General features: G+C 74.9%; 12 protein-coding genes. 11 read left to right on the top strand and 1 reads right to left on the bottom strand.

Annotation, left to right across the window (positions count from 1 at the left end; all coding sequences use genetic code 11):
- Nucleotides 1–55: 55 nt before the first annotated feature.
- The 7 genes from ACIQVD_RS00060 (at nucleotide 56) to ACIQVD_RS00030 (ending at nucleotide 17,839) form a co-directional block, all read left to right on the top strand.
- Complete coding sequence (locus ACIQVD_RS00060; RefSeq protein ID WP_402284917.1) at nucleotides 56–5,155, top strand: amino acid adenylation domain-containing protein; 5,100 nt, start codon at nucleotides 56–58, stop codon at nucleotides 5,153–5,155.
- Complete coding sequence (locus tag ACIQVD_RS00055) at nucleotides 5,152–9,621, top strand: MupA/Atu3671 family FMN-dependent luciferase-like monooxygenase (RefSeq protein WP_402284915.1); 4,470 nt, start codon at nucleotides 5,152–5,154, stop codon at nucleotides 9,619–9,621. The genes ACIQVD_RS00060 and ACIQVD_RS00055 overlap by 4 nt, the downstream gene beginning before the upstream one ends.
- Nucleotides 9,618–13,910, top strand: a complete 4,293-nt coding sequence (locus ACIQVD_RS00050; protein ID WP_402284913.1) for a type I polyketide synthase — start codon at nucleotides 9,618–9,620, stop codon at nucleotides 13,908–13,910. Before ACIQVD_RS00055 ends, ACIQVD_RS00050 begins: the two co-directional genes overlap by 4 nt.
- A 1-nt stretch (nucleotide 13,911) precedes the next feature.
- On the top strand, nucleotides 13,912–15,147 hold the full coding sequence (locus ACIQVD_RS00045) for an amidohydrolase family protein (RefSeq protein WP_400689082.1): 1,236 nt from the start codon (nucleotides 13,912–13,914) through the stop codon (nucleotides 15,145–15,147).
- Nucleotides 15,148–15,314: 167 nt separating this feature from the next.
- Nucleotides 15,315–15,506, top strand: a complete 192-nt coding sequence (locus ACIQVD_RS00040; RefSeq protein ID WP_100835537.1) for an MbtH family protein — start codon at nucleotides 15,315–15,317, stop codon at nucleotides 15,504–15,506.
- Between the two features lie 39 nt (nucleotides 15,507–15,545).
- Entirely contained in the window at nucleotides 15,546–16,163 is a 618-nt protein-coding gene (locus ACIQVD_RS00035) for an NADPH-dependent FMN reductase (protein WP_400689086.1), read from the top strand.
- Nucleotides 16,160–17,839 (top strand): acyl-CoA carboxylase subunit beta, encoded by a 1,680-nt coding sequence (locus ACIQVD_RS00030; RefSeq protein ID WP_402284910.1) that lies wholly within the window; start codon nucleotides 16,160–16,162, stop codon nucleotides 17,837–17,839. The genes ACIQVD_RS00035 and ACIQVD_RS00030 overlap by 4 nt, the downstream gene beginning before the upstream one ends.
- A 127-nt stretch (nucleotides 17,840–17,966) precedes the next feature.
- On the opposite strand, the gene ACIQVD_RS00025 is transcribed toward ACIQVD_RS00030, so the two are convergent.
- Nucleotides 17,967–20,888 carry a LuxR C-terminal-related transcriptional regulator gene (locus tag ACIQVD_RS00025; RefSeq protein ID WP_400689092.1) on the bottom strand — a complete coding sequence of 974 codons (2,922 nt, stop codon included), beginning with the start codon at nucleotides 20,886–20,888 and terminating at the stop codon, nucleotides 17,967–17,969.
- A gap of 239 nt (nucleotides 20,889–21,127) precedes the next feature.
- Here ACIQVD_RS00025 and ACIQVD_RS00020 point away from each other — a divergent pair, with 239 nt between their 5' ends.
- The 4 genes from ACIQVD_RS00020 (at nucleotide 21,128) to ACIQVD_RS00005 (ending at nucleotide 24,894) form a co-directional block, all read left to right on the top strand.
- Nucleotides 21,128–22,213, top strand: a complete 1,086-nt coding sequence (locus tag ACIQVD_RS00020) for a ferritin-like domain-containing protein (protein ID WP_282205262.1) — start codon at nucleotides 21,128–21,130, stop codon at nucleotides 22,211–22,213.
- Nucleotides 22,214–22,275: 62 nt separating this feature from the next.
- Nucleotides 22,276–23,739, top strand: a complete 1,464-nt coding sequence (locus ACIQVD_RS00015) for a DHA2 family efflux MFS transporter permease subunit (protein ID WP_402284907.1) — start codon at nucleotides 22,276–22,278, stop codon at nucleotides 23,737–23,739.
- Complete coding sequence (locus ACIQVD_RS00010; RefSeq protein WP_402284905.1) at nucleotides 23,736–24,494, top strand: SDR family NAD(P)-dependent oxidoreductase; 759 nt, start codon at nucleotides 23,736–23,738, stop codon at nucleotides 24,492–24,494. The genes ACIQVD_RS00015 and ACIQVD_RS00010 overlap by 4 nt, the downstream gene beginning before the upstream one ends.
- A gap of 211 nt (nucleotides 24,495–24,705) precedes the next feature.
- Nucleotides 24,706–24,894 carry a hypothetical protein gene (locus ACIQVD_RS00005; protein ID WP_402284903.1) on the top strand — a complete coding sequence of 63 codons (189 nt, stop codon included), beginning with the start codon at nucleotides 24,706–24,708 and terminating at the stop codon, nucleotides 24,892–24,894.
- Nucleotides 24,895–24,987 lie beyond the last annotated feature (93 nt).

Here is a 24,987-nt window from a genome sequence, read left to right as displayed (position 1 = left end):
GCCTTCCCTTCGCCGCGCTGCGGTGAAGTCCCGACACCAGGGGGAACGCGCACAGATGGAAGCACGGAATCCGTTTTTCCTCGACGTCTTCGACGGCCTGGCCGCGAGAATGCCCGACGCCGTCGCGGTCGAGTTCCGCGGCACCCGGCTGACCTACCGCGAACTGGCCGACCGGGCCGGGGCGCTGGCCGCCGAACTGGCCCGGCAGGGGGTGGAGCGGGGCGCCGTGGTCGGCATCGCCACCAGGCCCTCGCTCGACCTCCCGGTGGCCGTCCTCGCCGTGCTGCGCACCGGCGCCGCCTGGCTGCCGCTCGACCCCGCCTACCCGGCCGACCGGCTCGCCCACATGGCCGCCGACGCCCGCCTGGAGCTGGTCGTCGGCGACGCCGGGCTGCCCGGCCCGGCGCCCGTCCCGGACGTCCGGACGATCGACCCGGCGCAGGGCTCCGACCCGGCCGGTCCCCGGGCGGCGGCCGAGGACGGACAACTGGCGTACGTCATCTACACCTCCGGCTCCACCGGCCGCCCCAAGGGCGTGGCCCTGCTCCAGCGCGGCCTGGCCAACCTGATCGCCGCCCAGGCCGAGGCGTTCGGCACCGGCCCCGGTCACCGCGTCCTGCAGTTCGCCCCCACCAGCTTCGACGCCTCGGTGTTCGAGACGGTGATGGCGCTGGCCACCGGCGCCACCCTGGTGCTCGCCCCGCGCGAGGACATCGCCCCCGGCCCCGGGCTCGGCGACTTCCTGCGCGAGCGGCGGATCAGCCACCTCACCGTGCCGCCGTCCGTGCTCGCCACCCTGCCCGACACCGACCTGCCCGACCTGGAGGTGCTGGTCTGCGCCGGCGAGGCGCTCCCCGAGCCGCTCGCCGAACGCTGGCTGCCCGGCCGCCGGATGTTCAACGCCTACGGCCCCACCGAGACCACCGTCTGGGCCACCGTCGCCGAACTCGCCCCCGGCGGCGGCAAGCCGTCGATCGGCCGCGCCATCGCCGGCGCGCACACCGCCGTCGTCGACGGGGAGCTGCGCCCGGTGCCCGACGGCACCCCCGGCGAACTGCTGGTCGGCGGCCTCGGCGTCGCCCGCGGCTACCTGCACCGCCCCGACCTGACCGCCGAGCGCTTCGTCCCCGACCCGGACGGCGGGCGGCCCGACGCGCTGCGCTACCGCACCGGCGACCTGGTGGTCCGCCGCCCGGACGGCGACCTGGAGTTCCTCGGCCGGATCGACCACCAGGTGAAGATCCGCGGCTTCCGGATCGAACCCGACGAGATCGCCCGCTGGCTCGCCGAGCACCCCGACGTCGCCGACAGCGTGGTCACCGCCCCCGACCTGGGCGCCGGACCCCGGCTGGTCGGCTACGCCGCCCCGGCCCCGGGCGCCGTCCTCGACCCCGCGCGGCTGCGCGCCCACCTCGCCGCGCTGCTGCCCGCGCACATGGTGCCCGACACCGTGCTGGTGCTGGAGCGGATGCCGCTCACCCCCAGCGGCAAGATCGACCGCGAGGCGCTGCCGCTGCCGCAGCGCGCCGAGCCCCTCGACGCCGGGCAGGCGCCCGCCACGCCCACCGAACGGGCGCTGGCCGCGATCCTCGCCGACCTGCTGGCGGTCGACCGGATCGCCCGCGACGACGACTTCTTCGCGCTCGGCGGCCACTCCCTGCTGGCCGGCCGGCTCGCCTCCCGGGTCCGCTCCGAACTGCACCGCGAACTGCCGCTGCGGCAGATCCACGAGGCCCGCACCGTCGCCGCGATGGCCGCCCACCTCGACTCCCCGGACGCCGCGCCCGCCGTCCCGCGGATCACCGCCGCCGCCGACCGGGCACTGGGCGTGCCGGTGCCGCTCTCCTTCCCGCAGGAGCGGATCTGGTACCTGGAGGAGCTGGCCCCCGGCAACCTCGCCTACAACGCCCAGGCCACCATCCGGCTGCGCGGCCCGCTCGACCCCGCCGCGCTGAACGCCACACTCACCGAGATCGTCCGCCGGCACGACGTGTTCCGCACCGCCTTCCGCGCCGTCGACGGACAGCCCCGGCAGATCCCGCTCGCCCCGATGGACGTCGACCTGCCGCTGCACGACCTCAGCGACGAGCCCGACGAGGCCGCCCGCGAGAAGCGCGCCGAGGAGATCGTCCGGCGCACCGTCGACGCCCCCTTCGACCTGGCCGCGCCGCCGCTGGCCCGCTGGGTGCTGATCCGGCACACCGCCGAGGACCACACCCTGGTGCACGTCGAGCACCACCTGGTGCACGACGGCTGGTCGTACGCGCTGTTCCTGCACGAGCTCCAGGACATCTACCCGGCGCTCGCCGCGGGCCGCCCCTCCCCGCTGCCCGAGCCGCCGATCGGCTACACCGACTTCTCCCGCTGGCAGCGCGAGTGGCTGCGGGGCGCGGTGCTGGACGGCTACCTCGACCACTGGACCCGCGAACTCGCGGGCGTCCCGGCCGCGTTGGAGCTGGCCACCGACCACCCGCGGCCCGCCGACCAGTCCTTCGCCGGCGCCGCCGTCCGGATCGACCTGCCGTCCGGCCTGGCCCGCGCGCTGCGCAGCCACGCCCGCTCCCGCGGCGTCACCCTGTACACCGCGATGCTCACCGGCTTCGCCGCCCTGATGTCCCGCTACAGCGGCCAGCACGACCTGGTGGTCGGCACCGGCATGGCCAACCGCCGGCTCGCCGAGATCGAGCAGATGATGGGCATGGTCGTGAACACCGTGCCGCTGCGCGTCGACCTCTCCGGCGCCCCCGGCTTCGACCGGCTCGCCCAGCGGGTGCACGCCACCGTCGGCCGCGCCCACCAGTGGCAGGACACCCCGCTGGACCGGCTGGTCGAGGCGCTCGACCTGCCCCGCGACCCGTCCCGCAACCCGCTGTTCCAGGTCATGTTCAGCTTCCACGACTCGCAGCTGCCCGACCTGGAGTTCGCCGGCCTGAGCGGCAGCGTCCTGGAGCGGCACAACGGCTCCGCCAAGACCGACCTGAACGTGGTCGTGCTGCCCCGCGCCGAGCAGCGGGCCGGCCACGGCGTGGCCGACGACGACGCCCCGATCACCCTGATCTGGGAGTACGCCACCGACCTGTTCGAGCCGGAGACCGTCCGCCGGATGGTCGGCCACTACTTCACCCTGCTGGCCGCCGCCCTCGACGACCCCGAACTGCCCTACGACCGGCTCGACCTGCTCCCGGAGGCCGAGCGCCGCCGGGTGCTCGACGCCGCCGCCGGGCCCGCCACCGCCTACGGCGCCGACCGCACCATCGGCGGCCTGTTCGCCGAACAGGCCGCCCGCCACCCGGACAGGACCGCGCTGGTGCACGGCGAGCGCTCCGCCACCTACCGGGAGCTGGACGAGGAGTCCAACCGGATCGCCCACCTGCTGCGGCGGCGCGGCGTCGGCCGGGACACCCCGGTGGGCGTCCTGCTGGAGCGCGGCGACCGGATGGTCACCGCCCTGCTCGCCGTCCTCAAGGCGGGCGGCGGCTACGTGCCGCTCGACCCCGGCTACCCGCGCGAGCGGATCGCCGCGATGCTCGCCGACACCGAGGCCCCCGTGGTGCTCACCCGCGCCGACCTGACCGGCCTGGTCCCGCCGGGCACCGCCGAGCCGCTCGCCCTCGACGCCCTGGCCGAGGAGCTGGCCGCCGCCCCCGCCACCGCCCCCGAGACGGACGCCGCCCCCGACGGCCTCGCCTACGTCCTGTTCACCTCCGGCTCCACCGGCCGCCCCAAGGGCGTGATGGTCGAGCACCGCTCGGTGCTGCGGCTGGTCAGCGCGACGGACTACGTGGCGTTCGGACCGGACGAGTGCTTCCCGCAGATCGCCGACGCCTCCTTCGACGCGCTGACCTTCGAGGTGTGGGGCGCGCTGCTGCACGGCGGCACCCTCGCGGTGATCGACACCGAGGAGGTGCTCACCCCCGGCGGACTCGGCCGGGCCCTGCGCCGGCACGGCGCGACCAGCATGTTCATCACCTCCGCGCTGTTCACCGAGGTGATGGGCACCCACCCCGACACCTTCGCGGGCCTGCGCCACCTGCTGGTCGGCGGCGACGTGCTCAACCTCGCCCGGATCCGCCAGCTGCTGGAGCGCCCGGCCGACGGCCGCCCCGCGCACCTGCTGAACGGCTACGGGCCGACCGAGACCACCACCTTCGCGGTCTGCCACCCGATCCGCGACCTGCCCGCCGCCGCCACCTCGGTGCCGATCGGCCGCCCGATCGCCAACACCACCGGCTACGTGCTCGACCGGCACCTGAACCCCGTCCCGACCGGCGTCCCCGGCGAGCTGTACGTCGGCGGCCCCGGCGTCGCCCGCGGCTACGCCGGCCGGCCCGGACTCACCGCCGACCGCTTCCTGCCCGACCCGTTCGCCGCCGACGGCTCCCGGATGTACCGCACCGGCGACGTGGTCCGCACCCGGCCCGACGGCAGCCTGGACTTCCTCGGCCGGGCCGACCAGCAGGTCAAGATCCGCGGCTTCCGGATCGAGCCCGGCGAGGTCGAGGCGGCCCTCGCCGCGCACCCCGCCGTCCGGCAGACCGCCGTCCTGGTCGACGACGCCCCCTCCGGGCGCCGCCTGGTCGCCTACCTGGTCCCGGCCGACGCCCCGCTCCCGGTCGCCGAGCTGCGCGACTTCCTGGCCGCCGCGCTGCCGCCCTACCTGCTGCCCGCCGCGTACGTGCAGCTGCCCGCGATGCCGCTGACCGCCAGCGGCAAGATCGACCGCGCCGCGCTGCCGCCGGTCGGCGACCAGGACCTCGCCGCGGACGACCGGGTCGAGCCCCGCACCGCCACCGAACGGGAGTTGGCCGAGCTGGTCGCCGGACTGCTCGGGGTCGCCGCGGTCGGCGCCACCGACGACTTCTTCGCCCTCGGCGGCAACTCGCTGCTCGCCATGCGCACCGTCGCCCGGGTCAACGAGCTGCACCGCACCGAGGTCCCGCTGCGCCGCTTCCTGCAACTGCCCACGGTCGCCCGGCTGGCCGCCGAGGTGGACGCCGCCCGGGCCGCCGCCGACACCCCGGCCGCCGACGCCGCCGACACCCCGGCCCCGGCCGCCGGCTACGGCGAGGACCTGCTCGACCGGCTCCACGAACTGTCCGACGACGAGGTCGAGGCGCTGCTGCGCGACCTGGCCGAGAACGAGGTAGAGCGATGACGGCCACCACCCCCGACTCCCCGGACGCCCGCCGGGCGCTGCTCGCCGAACGGCTCCGGCAGCGCCTCGCCGAGCAGCACCACCCGCTGTCCTTCCCGCAGCAGCGGCTCTGGTTCCTCGACCAGCTCGACCCGGACAACCCGGTGTACGTGGTGCCGATTGTCCACCGGATCACCGGTCCGCTGGACACCGCGGCGCTGGAGCGCGCGCTGACCGCCGTGGTCCGCCGCCACCAGGTGCTGCGCACCGTGTTCCGCCCGGTCGACGGCGCCCCGCGCCAGTTCGTCCGCCCGGCCGACCCGGTCCCCGTCCCGCTGGTCGACCTGCGCGGCCTGCCCGACCCGCTGGCCGAGGCCGAGCGGCTGGCCGAGGAGGAGGCCCGCCGCCCGTTCGACCTGGAGCAGGACCTGATGGTCCGCCCGCTGCTGCTGCGGCTGGACGCCGAGGAGCACTGGTTCTGCCTGAGCCTGCACCACATCGCCTGCGACGGCTGGTCGCTGGGCCTGCTCTCCGGTGAACTCTCGGCGCTGTACCGGGAGTTCACCGAGGGCACCGAGGCGGCGCTGCCCGCCCTGGAGACCCAGTACGCGGCCTTCGCCGAACAGCAGCTGGCCCGGCTCGGCGGCGAGCCGCTGGCCGAGGCGCTCGACCACTGGCGCCGCCGCCTGGACGGCGCGCCCGCGCTGGCCACCCTGCCCGCCGACCGGCCCCGGCCGCCGCAGCAGAGCTACGCCGGCGCGCACCTCGACTTCCCGGTCGACCCGGCCACCGCCGACCGGGTGGACGCGCTGGCCCGCGCCTGCGGCGCCACCCCGTTCGCCGTGCTGCTGGCCGCGTTCGCCGCCCTGGCGCACGCCCACACCGGCGGCGAGGAGGTCATCGTCGGCTCGCCGGTGGCGGGCCGCGCCCGGGCCGAACTGCACCCGCTGATCGGCTTCTTCGCCAACACCGTGGTCCAGCGGATCGACGTCTCCGGGAACCCGGCCTTCCGCGACCTGGTGCTGCGCGCCCGGGACGAGAGCCGGGCCGCCGTGGCCCACCAGGACCTGCCGTTCGAGAAGCTGATCGAGGAGCTCAACCCGGTCCGCGACCCGGCCTACAACCCGCTGTTCCAGCTGATGGTCAGCTACCACGAGGGCGGCTCCGACGGCCTCGACCTGCCCGGCTGCACGGTCCGGATGGTGCCCGGCGACACCGCGAGCGCCAAGTTCGACCTGACGCTCAGCCTGACCCGCTCCGGCGAGCGGCTCACCGGGCGGCTGGAGTACGCCACCGACCTGTTCGACGAGGCGACCGCGCAGGCCCTGGCCGCCCAGTTCCGCACCGTGCTGGGCGCGGCCACCGCCGACCCGGACCTGCCGATCGGCCGGCTGCCGGTGCTCTCCGCCGAGGAGACCCGGCGGATCCTGCACGAGTGGAACCCGGCCCCGTCCGCCGCCCCGACGGCCCCGATCCACCGGCTGATCGCCGAGCAGGCCGCCCGCACCCCCGACGCGCCCGCCCTGGTCGCCGCCGCCGACGCCCCCGAACAGGCGATCTGCTACCGGGAGTTGGACGAGCGCGCCGAGCGCCTGGCGGCCCGGCTGCGGGCCCGCGGCGTGGGCCGGGACGTGGTGGTCGGCATCCACCTGGAGCGCTCGCCCGAGCTGGTGGTCGCGCTGCTCGCGGTGCTCAAGGCCGGCGGCGCCTACCTGCCGCTGGACCCGGCCTACCCGGCCGACCGGCTGGCGTTCATGGTCGAGGACTCCGGCACCCCGGTGATCGTCACCAGCGGCCCGCTCGCCCGCCGCCTCGCGGACGGCCCCGCCGCACTGCTGCGGATCGACCAGGACGACCCGGACGACCAGGCCGCTCCGGCCGCTCCGGCCTCCCCGGAGGCCCTGGAGGTCCCGGAGGCCCCGGCCGAGGAGAGCCCCGACCAGCTCGCCTACGTCATCTACACCTCCGGCTCGACCGGCCGCCCCAAGGGCGTGATGCTCACCCACCGCAACGTGCAGACCTTCTTCAGCGGCATCGACCGGATGCTCGACGGCGACCCGCCGGCCGGCTGGCTGGCCGTCACCAGCGTCTCCTTCGACATCTCGGTGCTCGAACTGCTCTGGACGCTGGCCCGCGGCTACCGGGTGGTGCTCCGCGGCGACGAGCCGACCCCGGCCGAGGCCCGCGGCGGCGCCGCGGTCACCGCCGCGGTGCAGACCCGCCCGATCGAGTTCAGCGTGTTCTACTTCGGCGGCGACCAGGGCGGCGACCCGGAGGACGCCTACCGGCTGCTCACCGAGGGCGCCCGGTTCGCCGACCGCAACGGGTTCAGCGCGGTGTGGACGCCCGAACGCCACTTCCACGAGTTCGGCGGCCTCTACCCCAACCCGGCGGTGACCGCCGCCGCCGTCGCCGCGATCACCGAGAACGTCGCGGTGCGGGCCGGCAGCGTGGTGCTGCCGCTGCACGACCCGCTGCGGGTCGCCGAGGAGTGGTCCGTGGTGGACAACCTCTCCGGCGGCCGGGTCGGGATGTCCATCGCCTCCGGCTGGCAGCCCGACGACTTCGTGCTCGCCCCGGAGAAGTACGCCGACCGCAAGAAGGTCATGATGACCGCGCTGGAGGAGGTGCGGCGGCTGTGGCGCGGCGAGCGCACCGTGCGCACCAACGGCGTCGGCGCCGAGACCGAGGTGCGGATCTTCCCCTCCCCGGTCCAGGCCGAACTGCCGGTCTGGGTCACCAGCGCCCGCAGCCCGGAGACCTTCCAGCTGGCCGGCGAGGCCGGCGCGGGCCTGCTCACCCACCTGCTCGGCCACAGCGCCGAACAGCTCGCCCGCAAGATCGAGCTGTACCGGGAGTCCTGGCGGGCCGCCGGCCACCCCGGCGACGGGCACGTCACCCTGATGCTGCACACCTTCGTCGGCACCGACCGGAACGCCGTCCGGGAGACCGTCCGGGCCCCGCTGTGCGCGTACATCAAGTCCTCGCTGGACCTGCTCTCCGGCCTCAGCCAGGCGCTCGGCAGCGACCTCGACCTGCGCGCGCTGCCCGAGGCGGAGCTCGACCAGCTGGTCGAGCGCGCCTTCGAGCGGTTCTTCGAGACCTCCGCGCTGCTCGGCACCCCCGCCGACTGCGCCGACCAGGTCGACCGGATGAAGGCCGTCGGCGTCGACGAGGTCGCCTGCCTGATCGACTTCGGCGTCCCGCACCACGAGGTGCTCGACTCGCTGCCGCTGCTGGCCGAGGCCCGCGAACTCAGCGAGCAGCGCCGCCGCACCGCCCTGGCCGACGAGCCGATCGCCGCCCAGCTGACCCGCCACCGGGCGGCCGCCCTCCAGTGCACCCCGTCGGTGGCCGGCGTGCTCCAGCGCGAACCGGACTCCCGCGCCGCGCTGGCCGGCCTCGACCGGCTGCTGGTCGGCGGCGAGGCGCTGCCGCCCGCGCTGGCCGCCGAACTCGCCGCCCTGCTGCCCGGCCGGGTGCACAACATGTACGGGCCCACCGAGGCCACCGTCTGGGCCACCACCGCGCGGGTCGGCGCCGACGGGCCGGTCGCCATCGGCCGCCCGCTGGCCAACGTCCGCGCCTACGTGGTCGACCCGCACCTGCGGCCGGTCCCGGACCGGGTGCCCGGCGAGCTGCTGCTCGGCGGCCCCGGCATCGCCCGCGGCTACCTCGGCCGGGCCGCGCTCACCGCCGAGCGCTTCGTCCCGGACCCGTTCTCCGGCGAGCCCGGCGCCCGGCTCTACCGCACCGGCGACCTGGTCCGCCGCCGCCCCGACGGCGAACTGGAGTTCCTCGGCCGGCTCGACCACCAGGTCAAGGTGCTCGGCCACCGGATCGAACTCGGCGAGATCGAGGCCGTGCTGGCCGCCCACCCCGAGGTCACCGAGGCGGTCGCCACCGTCCGCGGCAGCGGGGACCACGGCCGGCTGGTCGCCTACTGCGTGCCCGCCGCCCGCGGCGAGGACGCCGAACCGCCGACCGCCGCCGCGCTCAAGGCGCACGCCGCGCTCACCCTGCCCGACTACATGGTCCCCGCCGACCTGGTGCTGCTCGACGCCCTGCCCCGCACCCCCAACGGCAAGGTGGACCGCAACCGGCTGCCCGACCCGCAGGCCCGCCCCGCCACCGCCTACCAGGCCCCCGGCAGCGACCTGGAGCGGCAGGTCGCCGAGGTGTTCGCGGCCGTCCTGCGCGCCGAACGGATCGGCGTCGAGGACAACTTCTTCGAGTCCGGCGGCAACTCGCTGCTCGCCGTCCAGGCCAGGAGCCGGCTCCAGCCGGTCCTCGGCGACACGCTCTCCCTGGTCGACCTGTTCCGCTACCCCACCGTCCGCACCCTGGTCGCCGCCCACGAGGGCGCCGACCGGCGGCGGGCCGAACGGGAGCAGGACATCGAGCAGGTCCGCGAGGCGGCCGGCCGGCGCGCCGCCGCCCTCGCCCGCCAGGCCCGGCTGCGCCGTGATCGGAAGGACGCGCGATGACCAGCCCGCAGCAACCGCAGGCCCCCGAGGAGTACGAGGTCGAGCCGGTCGCCGTGGTCGGCATGGCCTGCCGGGTGCCCGGGGCCGACACCGTCGACGGGTTCTGGCGCAACATGCGCGACGGCGTCGAGTCGATCACCCGCTTCACCCGGGAGGAACTGCTCGCCGCCGGCGTCGACCCGGCCACCGCCGACGACCCCGACTACGTCCCCGCCGCCGGGTACCTCCCGGAGGCCGACGCCTTCGACGCCGCCTTCTTCGGGTTCAACGCCCGCGAGGCGGAGACCATGGACCCGCAGCACCGGGTGTTCTGCGAGACCGCCTGGCAGGCCGTCGAGGACAGCGGCCACGACCCGGCCCGGTTCACCGGGGAGGTCGGCGTGTTCGCCGGCACCTTCATGAACAAGTACCTGATGGCCAACCTCTCCACCAACGCCCGCTTCCAGCGCTCCCCGATGGCCCCCGTCGCCCGGATGTTCAACGACAAGGACTTCCTGGCCACCCGGGTCGCCCACACCATGGACCTCACCGGGCCCGCGCTGACCGTGCAGACCGCCTGCTCCACCTCGCTGGTCGCCACCCACCTGGCCTGCCAGTCGCTGCTCAACTACGAGTGCGACACCGCGCTGGTCGGCGGCGTGGCGATCAACCTGCCGCTGAAGAGCGGCTACCCCGCCGCCGACAGCGGCCTGTTCAGCGCCGACGGCCACTGCCGCCCGTTCGACGCCGACAGCGGCGGCACCGTGCCCGGCAACGGCGCGGTGGTGCTGGTGCTGCGCCGGCTCAGCGAGGCGCTCGCCGACCGCGACCACGTCTACGCGGTGATCCGCGGCTCCGCGATCAACAACGACGGCTCGCTGAAGGCCGGTTACGCGGCGCCCAGCGTCGACGGCCAGTCCCGGGCGGTCGCCGCCGCCCTCGCGGTGGCCGGCGTCGACCCCGCCACCGTCGGCTACGTCGAGACGCACGGCACCGCCACCCGGGTCGGCGACCCGATCGAGGTCACCGCCCTCACCCAGGCGTTCGACTCGCCCGGCACCCGGCCCGGCCAGTGCGCGCTCGGCTCGGTCAAGGCCAACATCGGCCACCTGGACGCCGCGGCCGGCGTCGCCGGACTGATGCGCGCCGCCCTGGCCGTGCACCACGCGGTGATCCCGCCGACCGCCAACTTCACCGCCCCCAACCCCGACCTGGCACTGGAGCGCACCCCGTTCCACGTCCCCGCCGAGGCCGCCGACTGGCACACCGACGGCACCCCGCGCCGGGCCGGCGTCAGCTCCTTCGGCGTCGGCGGCACCAACGCCCACGTCGTCGTCGAGCAGGCCCCCGCCCCCGCCGAGCGCACCGGGCGGGCCCGCGCCTGGCAGCTGCTGCCGCTGTCCGCGCACACCAAGGAGGCCGCCGACCGGGCCGCCGACCGGCTCGCCGACCACCTGGCCGGCCCCGGCGCCGGGGCCCCGCTGGCCGACACCGCCTTCACCCTCCAGGACGGCCGCCGGGCCTTCCCGGTGCGCCGCTTCGCGGTCTGCACCGACCCGGCCGACGCGGTCTCCGTGCTGCGCGGCGCCGAACCCGAGCGGCTCACCACCCGCACCGTCCGCGGCGGCCGCCAGGAGGCGGTGTTCACCTTCCCCGGCGGCGGCATGCAGCACCCCGACATGGGGCTGGACGTCTACCGCTCCGAGGAGGTGTTCCGCGCGGAGGTCGACCGCTGCGCCGCGATCCTCGAACCCCGGCTCGGCTACGACCTGCGCCGACTGCTCTTCCCGTCTGCCTTCACCCCGCTGGAGGGCCGCGAACTGCGCGGCGGCGCCGCCACCATGGGCCGCGACCAGGGCGCCGGGGTGATCTCCTCGCTGTTCACCGTCGAGTACGCGCTGGCCCGGCAGCTGATGGCCTGGGGAGTGCGGCCCGCCGCCCTGCTCGGCCACAGCCTCGGCGAGTACGTCGCGGCCTGCCTGGCCGGGGTGTTCCCGCTGGAGGACGCGCTGGAGATCACGCTGGCCCGCGGCGAGCTGTTCGCCGCCATGGAGCCCGGCCGGATGCTGGTGGTCCAGCAGCCCGAGGCGCTGCTCGCCCCCCGGCTCGGCGCGCGGATCTCGGTCTCCGCCGTCAACGCCCCCGACCTGACCGTGGTCGCCGGGCCGGACGCGGACATCGCCGCGCTGCTCACCGAACTGCGCGCCGAGGGCGTCGACTGCCGCAAGGTCAGCGTCCCGGTCGCCAGCCACTCCTGGATGGTCGAGCCGCACCTGCCCGAGTTCACCCGCCGGGTCTCCGCCCTGACCCTGTCCGCCCCGCGGCTGCCGGTCGTCTCCAGCGTCACCGGCCGCCCGCTGACCGCCGCCGAGGCCACCGACCCCGGCTACTGGGCCCGCCACCTGCGCCAGCCCGTCCGGTACGCCGACGGCCTGCGCACCGCCCTGGACCGGCCCGGCCGGGTCCTGCTGGAGGTCGGCCCGGGCCGGGCGCTCACCGCGCTCGCCGCCGCCCAGCGGCTGGCCCCCGCCCCGGTGGCGATCCCCACCATGGGCCTGCCGCGCGACCCGGTGCCCGACCTGGCGCACCTGGTCACTGCCGTCGGCCGGCTCTGGCAGCAGGGCGTCGAGGTCGACTGGCCGGCCTTCCACGGCCCCGCCGACCCGCGCCGCGTCCCGCTGCCCGGCTACCCGTTCGAGCGCGCCCGGCACTGGGTCGAACCCGGCCGCAGCGCCCTGGCCGAACCCGCCGCCGCCGAACCGGACACCGCCGCCCGGGACACCGGCCTGCACACCGACCCGGACACCGCCGGAACCGCCCCGGCCCAGCCCGACGACGCGCCCCGCACCCCGCGCGAGCTCCAGGTCGCCCGGATCTGGTGCGACCTGCTCGGCCTCGAACGGATCGGCGTCGACGAGGACTTCTTCGACCTCGGCGCGCACTCCCTGATGGTCACCCAGGCCACCCGCCAGCTGCGCCGCTCCGGCATCTCCACGCTCTCCGCCCGGGACGTGCTGCGGGCCTCCTCGGTCGCCGCGCTCGCCGCCCTGGTCGACCGCCTCGCCGACGGCGCCGCCGCGGCCCCGCCGGCCGGCCCGGTGCTGGAGGACGAGGTGCGGCTCGACCCGGCGATCACCGCCGAGGGACTGCCGCCGCTCCAGGACGGCCCGCCGCGCACCGTGCTGCTCACCGGCGCCACCGGCTTCGTCGGCGCGTTCCTCTGCGCCGAGCTGCTGGCGAGCACCGACGCCACCGTGCTCTGCCTGGTCCGGGCCGCCACCGAGGCCGAGGGCGAGGAGCGGCTGCGCGCCGTGCTGGACTCCTACGGCCTCCCGCAGCCCGCCGCCCGCCGGCTGCGGGTGGTCACCGGCGACCTCGCCCAGCCGCTGCTCGGCCTCGGCGCGGAGCGCTTCGCCGCCCTCGCCGAGCAGGTCGACACCGTCCTGCACTGCGGCGCCTGGGTCAACTTCGTCCGCCCCTACCGGGCGCTGAAGGCGTCCAACGTGCTCGGCACCCAGGAGGTGCTGCGGCTGGCCACCACCGCCCGGCTCAAGCCCGTCCACTACGTCTCCACCCTCGCCGTGCTGGCCGGCGCGGTGGTCGGCGGCGCCACCCTGATCCGCGAGGACGACCCGCTGCCGCCGCCGGTCGGCCACGACACCGCGTACAGCCAGAGCAAGTGGGTCGCCGAGGGCCTGATCGCGCTGGCCCGCGAACGCGGCGTCCCGGTCGCCGTGCACCGGGCCGGCGCGGTGCTGCCCGACAGCCGCAACGGCGCCGCCAACAGCGAGGACTACGTCACCAAGGTGATCCAGGGCTGCGTCCAGCTCGGCCTGGCCCCGCTGCGCCGCTACCCGCTGGCGGTCGGCACCGTCGACCACACCGCCCGGCAGGTCGTCCAGCTGCTGGCCGACCCCAAGTCGCCGGGCCGCACCTTCCACACCATCAGCCCCGACACCCTGGAGTGGAACGAGATCTTCGACCGGATCCGGGAGTTCGGCTTCCCGGTCCGCAGCGTCCCGTTCCACGAGTGGCGCGACGCGCTGATCGAACAGGTCGACCGGGACGGCGAGGACAGCGCGCTCGCCCCGCTGATGGCGATGATCGGCGAGACCCCCGACCGGGCGATGCCGGTGATGGACAGCGCCAACACGCTGGCCCTCACCGACCCGCGCACCTGCGCCGCCCCGCCCCTGGACGCCGACTACTTCACCCGGATGCTCGGCTTCTTCGTCCGCCGGCGCCTGCTGCCCGCGCCCGCCGACACCGACGCCGACCGGGACCCGCAACCCACCACCACGGAGAACTGACATGGCCCTGCTCCTGACCGGCGCCACCATGATCGACGGACTCGGCGGCGACCCCGTCGCGCGCGCCTCGGTCCTGGTGGAGGACGACAAGATCGCCGGGATCGGCGTCGACGGCCCGGCCGGGGACGCCGACCTGGTCGACCTCAGCGGCCTCACCCTGCTGCCCGGCCTGATCGACGCCCACGTGCACATCGGCCACTCCAGCGAGATGCGCGCCGTGCTCAACCTGGAGGTCTCGGTCGCCGAACGCGCCGCCGACATCTTCCGCACCCTGCGCGAGACCATCGACGCCGGCTTCACCGCCGTCCGCGACTGCGGCGGCATCGACCACGGCGTGCTGCGCACCGTCGGCCGCGGCCTGGTGCCCGGCCCGCGGATCTGGGCCTCCGCCTCGCCGCTGGTCCAGTGCGGCGGCCACGGCCACCTGGGCTCGCCGTTCGCCCCGCCGGACGACAGCTTCCACTTCCGGGTCCGCGGCCTGACCGCCGTCGGCCGGATCTCGGACGGCTGCGACGAGGTCCGCAAGGCCGCCCGCGAGTGCTTCCGGCAGGGCGCCAGCTTCCTCAAGATGGCCGTCACCGGCGGCGTGGTCTCCATCGCCGACTCCCTCGACGACACCCAGTTCACCGTCGAGGAGATCGCCACCGCCGTCACCGAGGCCAAGGCCCGGCACACCTACGTGACCGTGCACGCCCACAACGTGCACGGCATCCACAACGCGGTCAAGGCCGGCGTGGAGTGCGTCGAGCACGGCACCGGCATCGACGAGGAGACCGCCGCGATGATGGCGGCCGGCCGGGTCAACCTGGTCCCGACCCTGGCCATCGCCAAGGTGCTCGAGGAGAACTTCGACCAGCACGGCCTGCCGCCGCAGATCCGCGAACGGGTCGGCGACACCATGCAGGGCATGATCGACGGCCTGCTCGCCGCCCGCGAGGCCGGCGTGCTGATCGGCTCCGGCTCCGACCTGATCGGCCCCAAGCAGGACCGCCGCGGCCTGGAGATCGCCCTCAAGGCCAAGGTGCTCGGCGCCGCCGAGGCGATCCGCTCGGCCACCTCGGTCAACGCCAGGATCATGCGGGTCGACGACCGGATCGGCTCGATCGAGACCGGCAAGCTGGCCGACCTGATCGCCGTCGACTTCGACCCGCTGGCCGAGCCCGAGCTCTTCGACGACCCCAGCCGGGTGGTCCTGGTGGTCAAGGGCGGCCGGATCGTCAAGGACACCCGCAAGTAGCACCCGACCGCCGGGCGGCCCCGCGCCGCCCGGCCGCGCCGGTGCCCGGTACCCGGTACCCGCACCCGCGGCAGGAACCGCACCCGCGACAGGAACCGCACCCGCGACAGGAACCGCACCGGCGGCGGCACCCGCCGCCGCACCCGCGACGAGAGAGGCAGCCCACCGTGTCCGACAGCACGCCCGAGTACCTGGTCGTGGTCAACCACGAGAACCAGCACTCCATCTGGGAGGCCGCCCTGCCGGTCCCCGCCGGCTGGACCCCCGAAGGCTTCACCGGCCCCAAGGAGGACTGCCTGGCCCGCATCGAGGAGGTGTGGACCGACCTGCGCCCGCGCCGCCCGCGCACCCACGCCTGAACACCGTCCCGTCCGGGGGACGGGGGAGGAGACGAGCAGATGGTTGACTGGACGGCCGCGCCCCGGCCACCGCTGGTGATCGGCATCGGAGGCACCGGCAGACCGGACTCGACGACCGAGCGCGCGCTGCGCCTCGCGCTGGACGGCGCCGCCCGGGCCGGCGCCGAGGTGCGGATGTTCGGCGGCGAGGACCTCGGCCGGCTGCCGGTGTTCGTCCCCGGCCGCGGCGAACCCACCGCCGCCACCCGGGAGTTCCTCGACCAGGTGGCCCGGGCCGACGGCTTCGTGCTGGCCAGCCCGAGCTACCACGGCGGGGTCGCCGCCCTGGTCAAGAACGCCCTCGACCACCTGGAGGAACTGCGCCACGACCCGCGCCCCTACCTGGACGGCCGGGCGGTCGGCTGCGTGGTCACCGCGGCCGGCTGGCAGACCGGCGGCGGCACCCTGGCCTCGCTGCGGGCCACCGTGCACGCCCTGCGCGGCTGGCCCACCCCGCTCGGCATCACCGTCAACTCGGCCGAGCAGAAGCTGCGCGACGACGGCACCGAGGCCGACCGGCGCTGCCTCGAACAGCTCGCCCTGGTCGGCCGCCAGGTCGCCGAGTTCGCGCTCGGCCGCTCCTTCGCCCCCCGGGCCGCGGCGGGAGCCGCCCGATGAGCACCGAGACCGCGGCCCCGGCGGCGACCGAGACCCCGGCCGCCGCCGCGCCCGCCGCGCCCGCCGCGCCCGCCGTCACCGCCCCCGCCGCCGCGCCCGCCGCCGCCCCCGCCGGGCGGCCGACCACCGCGCAGCGGATCGCCGAGCACCTGGCCCGCCGCGAGGAGGCCCGCCGCCCCGGCTCGCCGCGGGCCGCCCGCCGCCGCCGGGCGCTGGGCAAGTTCACCGCCCGGGAGCGGATCGAGCTGCTGCTCGACCCCGGCTCCTTCCTGGAGACCGACCCGCTGGTGCGCCACCGCTCCACCAACTTCGGCCTGGAGGCCAACCGCCCGGCGGGCGACGGCGTGGTCACCGGGACGGGCACCGTCGACGGCCGCCCGATCTGCGTCTACGCCCAGGACGTCACCTCGCACAACGGCAGCGTCGGCGAGATGTTCGGCGTCAAGGTCGGCAAGCTGCTCGACCTGGCCCTGCAGACCGGCTGCCCGGTGGTCGGCATCAACGACTCCAGCGGGGCCCGGCTCCAGGAGGGCGTGCTCGCGCTGGCCGCCTACGGCCAGGTGGCCCGCCGGGTGGTGACCGCCTCCGGGGTGATCCCGCAGATCTCGGTGATCATGGGCGTCTGCGCGGGCGGCGCGGTCTACACCCCGGCCGCCACCGACTTCGTGGTGATGGTCGAGCGGACTTCGCACATGTTCGTCACCGGCCCGGACGTGATCCGCTCGGTGACCGGCGAGAGCGTCGGCCTGGAGGAGCTCGGCGGCGCCGCCGTGCACGCCCGCCGCACCGGAAACGCCCACTACATGGCCACCGACGAGGAGGACGCCCTCCTCTACGTCAAGGAGCTGCTCTCCTTCCTGCCGAGCAACAACTGCGTGGACCCGCCGGTCTTCCCGGCCCCCGAGGTGTCGGAGGTGACCGCGGCCGACCTGGAGCTGGACGCCGTGATGCCGGACGCGGTGGAGCAGGCGTACGACATGGCCGAGGTGCTCGACCGGATCCTCGATGACGGCGAACTGCTGGAGGTGCAGCCGGAGTTCGCCCCGAACATCCTGTGCGGCTTCGCCCGGATCGAGGGCCGCAGCATCGGCGTGGTCGCCAACCAGCCCAAGTTCCTGGCCGGTTCGCTGGACATCGACGCGGCCGAGAAGGCGGCCCGCTTCGTCCGCTTCTGCGACGCCTTCAACCTGCCGATCCTCACCCTGGTCGACGTGCCCGGCTTCCTGCCCGGCACCGTGCAGGAGTACGCCGGCATCATCCGGCGCGGTGCCAAACTGGGCTTCGCCTACATCGAGTCGACCGTCCCCAAGGTCACCGTGATCGTCCGCCGGGCCTACGGCGGTGGCTACGCGGTGATGGGCTCCAAGGAGCTCGGCGCCGACCTGTGCCTGGCCTGGCCCACCGCCGAGATCGGCGTGATGGGCGCCCGCGGCGGCGTCGACGTGCTGTTCCACCAGCGGATCGCCGCCGCCGACGACCCGGAGGCGGCCCGCCGCGAACTCACCGAGGAGTACGAACGGACCGTCATCAGCCCGTACGTGGCCGCCGAGCACGGCTGCATCGACGACGTGATCACCCCGTCCGAGACCAGGGTCTCGGTCATCAAGGCCCTGCGCGCACTGCGCACCAAGCGAATGGCGCCGCCGTACAAGAAGCACAGCAACATTCCGCTCTGAGGGGGGAGTTGTGGGCGAGCCGCGGAGGAAGCAGCGGGCCTGTTCGGCACGGCGCCGTGCCGAACAGGCCCTGAACGCCAGACTGGAGACCTTCATCCAGCAGATCGCCGGCCTGCCGCCCGGTGCGCTAGGCCCGGTCCCCGGAGGAGGTCCCGACCCGGGGCCGGTCCACGGGCACCGGATCCCCCTCCAGCCGTTCGCGAGTGATGATCGCCGAGACCGCCGCCCGGTTGGCCACGCCCAGCTTCGCGAAGACGTTGGACAGGTGCATCTCCACGGTCTTCTCGGAGATGTGCAGGCACTTGGCGATCTGACGGTTGGTCAGGCCGTCGCCGAGCAGCCCGGCGATCTGGCGCTCCCGGCCGGTCAGCGCGGTGACCGTCCGCTCTGAGTCACCCGGTCTGGTCCGGGGCGCCCCGGCCGCCAGCCGGCGGCGCTCCGAACGGGCGGCCCGGGCCAGCACCGGGGCGCCGAGCTGGTTCAGCGCCGACTCGGCGGACTTCAGCTCCCGCCCGGCCTCCTCGTGCCGGCCCTGCTGCCACAGCGCCGCCCCCAGCACCACCCGGGCCCGCAGCGCGTCCAGCGACCGGCCGGCCAGCTCCAGGCCCTGCACGGCCTGCTGCGCGGTCGGCACCGCGTCCTCCCGCTGACGGGCCAACAGCACGTGCGCGCGGGCGAGTTCGGCCAACGCGTAGCGGCCGGGCTTGTCCAGCCGGGCCGCCGCCGCCCAGGCCCGGTCGGCCCAGACCCGGGCCGCCTCGGGCTGCCCCAGGGCCAGCTCGGCCCGGGTCAGCAGCTCGTACCAGGCGACCCGGCTGCCCGCGTCGGCCTGCGGCAGGTCGGGCCCGCCGGCCTTCGCGATCAGCGCCAGGCAGCTCTCGGCGTCCCCGTTCAGCAGCTTCGCCTCGGACAGCGCCCGCAGCGCCATCATCTCCTTCCACCCGCCCGCCGACCGGGGCGGCTGCACGGTGGCCTTGCCGGCACTGGTCAGCGCCTCCACCCGGCGGCCCTGCGCGATGTCCACGTACGCCAGGATCGCGTACGAGTTGACCAGCGCCTCCGGGCTGCCGGACAGCTCGGCCAGGTACACCGCGTGCTCCGCGGTGGAGCGCGCCTCGGCCAGCCGGGCCCGCTCGCACAGCACGTACGCCTGCCCGGCCAGCAGGTGCGGCAGGAACAGCCGCGAACCGGACCGGGTGGCGAACTCGGCGCCCTTGTGGAAGTGCCGCAGCGCGTCGTTCCAGCGCTCCAGCAGCACGCCGCTCCAGCCGATCCACACGGTGGCGTCCAGGCTCTGCGCCAACTCGCTGTCCAGCATGCTGTCCAGCGTCGCGGTGGCGCTCGCGTGGTGGTCCAGCGCGGGCGCCGGCCGGCCGACCGCGCTGGCGGCCATCGCCATCACGCCCAGCGCGGAGGCCTGCAACGGCCGGTGCCGGAGCTGGGCGGCGATGGTCAGCACCTCCTCGGCGGCCCGGTAGGCGCCGTCCGGGTCGCCGCGGTGCAGCAGCCCGGTGGACACCTCGAACTTGAGCATCGCGCAGGCCGGGGTGACCTCCTCGCCGAGCGCCTCCAGCTCGCGGTGCAGCAGCGCGGCGGTCTCCTCCGGGCGGCCCAGCAGCCGCTGCACCTTGGCGACCGAGGCGACCGCGACGGCGTGCTCGGCCAGGTCCCCGGTGGGGAGCATCTCCAGGGCCTGGTGCATCAGGTGGCGGGAGTCCAGCAGCCGCCCGGACAGCGCCTGCGCCTCGGCCAGTTGCAGCATCAGCCGGCCCCGCTGCGGGTCGTGCCCGGGCCCCTGCGGCAGCGCGTGCAGCGCGGTGGTGAGCCAGGCGCAGGTGGCGTCCGGGTCGTCCAGCGAGACGGCCCGGGCGGCGCTCTCCAGCAGGCCGATCGCCTCCTGGTCGCCGTAGGCGGTGCACTGCTCGACGTGCGGGGCCCGCTCCATCGCGGACGCCCCGCGGGCGCACAGCGCCGCGTCGGCCCGGCCGTGCATGCCGACCCGCCAGCTCAGTTCGCTGTTGTGGTAGACCGAGCGGCGCACCACCGGGTGCCGGAAGGCGAAGTACTGGCCGGGGACGACCGGCCGGATCAGGTCGCGCCGGATCAGCTCGCCGATCGCCATCAGCACCGTCGCCGACGACAGGCCGAGCAACTCGGCGACCAGGCCCACCTCGAACTCGTCGCCCAGCACCGCCGCGGTCTCCGCCACGCCGCGGGTCTCCGGGGCCAGCGGGGCGATCTCCTTGTCGAAGGCCGCGTAGCAGTCCGAGCGGGACGGCTGCGGGGTCAGGCCGCCGTCCAGCGGGGCGGTCGAGACCGCCTGCTCGGCCAGCAGCACCTTCAGGTACTCGGGGTTGCCGCCGCTCTCCCGGTGCAGCCGGCGGCGGGTGACCGAGGTGGCCACCCCGGCCAGCAGTTCGTCGTAGTCCTGCTCCAGCAGCGGTTCCAGGTGGAGGTGCTCGACCGGCATCTCCTTGGCCCGGCCGCCCAGGGCCCGCAGCAGCGCGCCGGTGTTCTGCCGGTCGCGGTACCCGAGGACGAACAGCGTCGACGGCCGGGGCGGGTGCCGTAACAGGTCGGCCAGGGTCTCGACGGACTGCGGGTCGGCCATGTGCAGGTCGTCCATCACCAGGACCAGCGGGCCCGGCGGGTAGGCGTCCAGCGACCTGCGCACCACCTGGCCGCCCGACACCCCGGAGAGCCCGGGCAGCTCCTCCAGCCCGGTCATGCCCTCCGCGAAGGTGCCCAGCGGGATCTCCGAACGCTCCTCCGCGGTACGGAAACTGAGCACCACGGCCTCCGCGGCGCGGGCGGTCCTGGAGAACTCGCCCAGCACCGTGCTCCGGCCCACGCCGGCGTCGCCGGTCACCTTGACCAGGGCCGTGCCCCCCCGGGCCAGCAGCCGGTCCAACGCCCCGCCCAGCGCCTCCAGCACCCGGCCGCGCCCCACCAGGGGACCGCCGTTCCGGGCCTGTGCCGGCTCCGCCCCGGCCACCGACCGACCGACGTTGGTTCGTCGGCGCCGGTGATCGTTCCCTGTGCTGCTCATACGACTCTCCCCGTAGGTCGTTTCGGCCACGTCGATCGAGCGCCTCCCGGTCCGTTCCGGCGGTCCGCACCTCCGGCACGGGAGGGAACCCCAGGGTTCACCGGACCCGGGAACTCCGTACCCCAGGGTAATCCCCACTGCCCCGCCGCACAGGGTTGATCCAGACTTGACGCGTACTCGGGCTGCCCTCGGCAGCGCGGCCGTGACCGCCCGGCCAGCCTTTCCCTGGAGGGGAACTCGTGAGCACTCGCATGTACGCACTCCCGGTCGAACAGACGAGGTGGGAGGTCCCCGGTGGCGCCACCACGGTCTTCGACTGGGAGTACGACGAAGGCCGTGACCGCCTGCTCAACCTGTACGAGAAGGGCAAGCAGAAGCAGTGGGACGCCGCCGACCGCCTCGACTGGTCCATCGAGGTCGACGTCAACGACCCGATGGGCGTCCCGGAGCAGACCATCGCGATCTACGGCTCCCGGGTCTGGGACAAGCTCAGCCAGGCCGAACGCGGCACCGTGCGCCACCACTTGACGGCCTGGCAGTTCTCCCAGTTCCTGCACGGCGAGCAGGGCGCGCTGATCTGCTCCTCGAAGATCGTCCACACCGTGCCCGACCTGGACTCCAAGTTCTACGCGGCGACCCAGGTGATGGACGAGGCCCGGCACGTCGAGGTCTACTCCCGCTACCTGCGCGAGAAGCTCCAGCTCGCCTACCCGATCAACCCCGGCCTCAAGGCCCTGCTGAACGACGTCATCTCCGACTCCCGTTGGGACATGACCTACCTCGGCATGCAGGTGCTGATCGAGGGCCTCGCGCTGGCCGCCTTCGGCCTGATCCGCGACACCGCCACCGAGCCGCTCGCCCAGGCCCTCAACACCTACGTCATGCAGGACGAGGCCCGCCACGTCGCCTTCGGCCGGCTCGCGCTGCGCGACTACTACCCGCACCTCACCTCCGCCGAGCGGGCCGAGCGCGAGGAGTTCTGCACCGAGGCCTGCCACCTGATGCGGCAGCGGTTCATCGGCGAGGAGGTCTGGCGCAACCTCGACGTCGACGCCGACGAGTGCATGGAGTTCATGAAGAACTCGGTGCACTTCAAGACCTTCCAGAGCCACCTGTTCTCCCGCATAGTGCCGACCCTCAAGGACATCGGCCTGTTCGGCGACAAGATGCGGGCGACCTTCGCCGACATCGGCATCATCGGCTACGAGAACCACGACATCGAGTCGCTGATGGAACAGGACGAGAAGATCGCCGGCGACCTCGACCGGGCCCGCATCCTCCAGGTCGAACAGGCCATCAAGCTCGGTGCGCGCGAAGAGGACTGACCGCGCGCCACCCCCGGGGGCCGACCGCCCCGCCCGCGTCCACGACACAGGAGTACCAAGCAGTGACGACGCCCGCACCCACCCGCACCGCGCGGGAGTACCGGCTGGTGACCCTGACGGCGTCGGGAGGAACCTTCCTCGCGATGCTCGACTCGACCGTCACCAACCTGGCCGTTCCCAAGCTCCACCACGACTTCCCGGCCGCGTCGCTGACACAGCTCTCCTGGGTCATCACCGGGTACGCGGTCATGTTCGCCGCGCTGCTGGCCCCCGCGGGCCGGCTCGCCGACGTGCTCGGCCGACGCCGCCTGTTCGTCTTCGGCATCGGCGCCTTCACCGTCGCCTCGCTGCTCTGCGCCCTCGCCCCGAACATCCCGGTGCTGATCGGCATGCGGATGCTCCAGGGCATCGGTGCGGCGGCGATGATCCCCGCCTCGCTCGCCATCCTGCTGCTCGACGGCCCGGCCGACGGCCGGGTCAAGTCGATCGGCCTGTGGAGCGCGGCCTCCGCGCTGGCCGCCGCCGTCGGCCCGACCGTCGGCGGCATCCTGGTCGACCAGCTCGGCTGGCGCTCGGTGTTCTACATCAACCTGCCCTTCGGCATCCTGCTCACCGTCTCGGCGCTGCGCCTGCTCGCCCCGGCCCCCCGCCCGGAGGGCTCCCGGCTGCCCGACCCGCTGGGCACCGTGCTGATGGCGGTCGGCGTCGGCCTGCTCACCCTCGGCGTCACCGAGGGCGTGACCTGGGGCTGGCTGTCCGTCAAGACCGTCGTGGTGCTGGTGGCCGGCCTGGCCGCCCTCGCCCTGGCGCTGCTGCGCTCCACCAGCCACCCGGTGCCCGCCGTCGAGATGCCGCTGTTCCGCAACGGGGGCTTCGCCGCCACCAACGTGGTCTCGCTGCTCTACGGCATGGCCCAGTACCCGTGGCTGCTGGTCGGCGTGCTCTACATCACCGACCTGTGGCAGTACTCCGAGATGGAGGCCGGCCTGGCGATGACCCCCGGCGCCATCTTCGCCTCCGTCGCGGCCCTCAACATGGGCAAGATCGCCCCGAAGATCGGCGGCCCGCGCGGCGTCACCCTGCTCGGCCTGGTGGCGATCCTGGCCTGCGGCTTCCTGATGATCTTCGGCCTCACCAGCCACGCCGCCTTCCTCGCGCTCTGGCTGCCGGCCGGCTTCATCGTCGGCATCGGCATGGGCGCCACCACCATGGGCACCTCCAGCGCCGCCGCGTTCTCCGCCCCGCCGACCAAGTTCGCGGTCGGCAGCGGCGTCAACACCACCTCCCGGCAGTTCGGCGGCGCCCTCGGCATCGCCGCCCTCGCCGTTATCATGCAGAACAGCGCCACCGCGGACGGCGGCCACACCCTGGACTCCTACCGCAACGTCTACATCTTCTGCACCGTGGTGGTCGCCCTGGCCCTGGTGGTCAGCTTCATCTGGCTGAAACTGACCCCGCCGGCCGCCCCGGCCCCCGCCTCCCCGGCCGCGCCCGCCGGTGACAAGGCCAAGGAGGGCGCCCGGTGACGACCGCCCCCGGCGGTCCGAGCGGCGCGGTCGCGCCGGTGGCCCTGGTCACCGGCGCGACCCGCGGCCTGGGCCGGGAGATCGTCCGGCAGCTGGCCGAACGCGGCTACACCGTGTTCGCCGCCGCCCGCGACGAGGAGCGCGGCCGGCGGACGGCCGCCGAACTGGCCGCCGCCGGCGACGTCCGCCCGCTGCGGCTCGACGTCACCGACCACGACTCGGTCCGGGCCGCCGCCGGGACGGTCGCCGCCGAGTCCGACCGGCTCGACCTGCTGGTCAACAACGCCGGCATCACCGGCATCCCGCGCGGCACCCTGCGCCCGGTCGAGGACCTGACCGTCGACGACCTGCGCGCCGTCCTGGAGACCAACCTGGTCGGCCCGTTCGCGGTCACCCAGGCCCTGCTCCCGCTGCTGCGCAAGGCGTCCGGCCGGGTGGTCAACCTGACCAGCTCGCTCGCCACCTTCGCCCGCACCGGCCCCGGCACCGCGCCCGGCCGCCCCGACCTGCTCCCCTACAACGTCTCCAAGGCCGGCCTGAACATGGCCACCGTGCTCTACGCGGCCGCCCTCCGCGACAGCGGCGTCACCGTCCACGCGGTCTCCCCGGGCTTCGTCGCCACCGACATGAACAACCACACCGGCACCAGGACCGTCGAGGAGGGCGCCGCCGCCGTCCTGCGCCTGGCCACCGCCCCGGCCGACGAACTCCCCGACCGCTCCTTCCTCACCGAGGGCGGCCCCATCCCCTGGTGAACGGCCACCCCCCGGTGTCCGGAGCGGCGGCTCCTACCCCCGCCCCGGACACCGGCCCCGGCCGTCCACCACCGTCCGCCCGACAGGTGCTGCCGCCCCTCCCCAACCCCTACGATGCACGTCTGTGGCTGACGAGGAGTTGCGGGCGGCACGGGCGAAAGCCGGTGAACTCGCCGCAGAATTAAGCACGTTGCTGGGGGAACGCCCCTCGGTGACCTGGACCGGGGGCGGCGCGGTCCGAGTGGCCGTCCGCGTCCGCGGAACCGACGACCGCGAGTCGACCACGGCCGTCCTCGGCGTCCTCGCCAAGGGCGACCGCTTCGGACACCGCAGGACCCAGGGCCGGGAGTACCTCTGGCTCGAAGTGGGCGGCGTACCCACCAGGGACGACGACTGGTGACGGCCGGGCCGGCCCCCCGCCCGGGGGCGGCCCCCCCCGCCCCCCCCCGCAAAGGCACCATACCCCCGGAACAAAGGGGGGGGGGGGGGGGTG

This window comes from Kitasatospora sp. NPDC090308 (assembly GCF_044769485.1).
In the GTDB taxonomy this organism is placed as follows: domain Bacteria; phylum Actinomycetota; class Actinomycetes; order Streptomycetales; family Streptomycetaceae; genus Kitasatospora; species Kitasatospora fiedleri.
This window is presented reverse-complemented; position numbering and strand designations above follow the sequence as displayed.

Coding starts and splice junctions, on each gene's coding strand:
- ACIQVD_RS00035 (WP_400689086.1), top strand. CDS start 15,546: ATGGTTGACTGGACGGCCGCGCCCCGGCCACCGCTGGTGATCGGCATC.
- ACIQVD_RS00060 (WP_402284917.1), top strand. CDS start 56: ATGGAAGCACGGAATCCGTTTTTCCTCGACGTCTTCGACGGCCTGGCC.
- ACIQVD_RS00030 (WP_402284910.1), top strand. CDS start 16,160: ATGAGCACCGAGACCGCGGCCCCGGCGGCGACCGAGACCCCGGCCGCC.
- ACIQVD_RS00050 (WP_402284913.1), top strand. CDS start 9,618: ATGACCAGCCCGCAGCAACCGCAGGCCCCCGAGGAGTACGAGGTCGAG.
- ACIQVD_RS00025 (WP_400689092.1), bottom strand. CDS start 20,888: ATGAGCAGCACAGGGAACGATCACCGGCGCCGACGAACCAACGTCGGT.
- ACIQVD_RS00045 (WP_400689082.1), top strand. CDS start 13,912: ATGGCCCTGCTCCTGACCGGCGCCACCATGATCGACGGACTCGGCGGC.
- ACIQVD_RS00055 (WP_402284915.1), top strand. CDS start 5,152: ATGACGGCCACCACCCCCGACTCCCCGGACGCCCGCCGGGCGCTGCTC.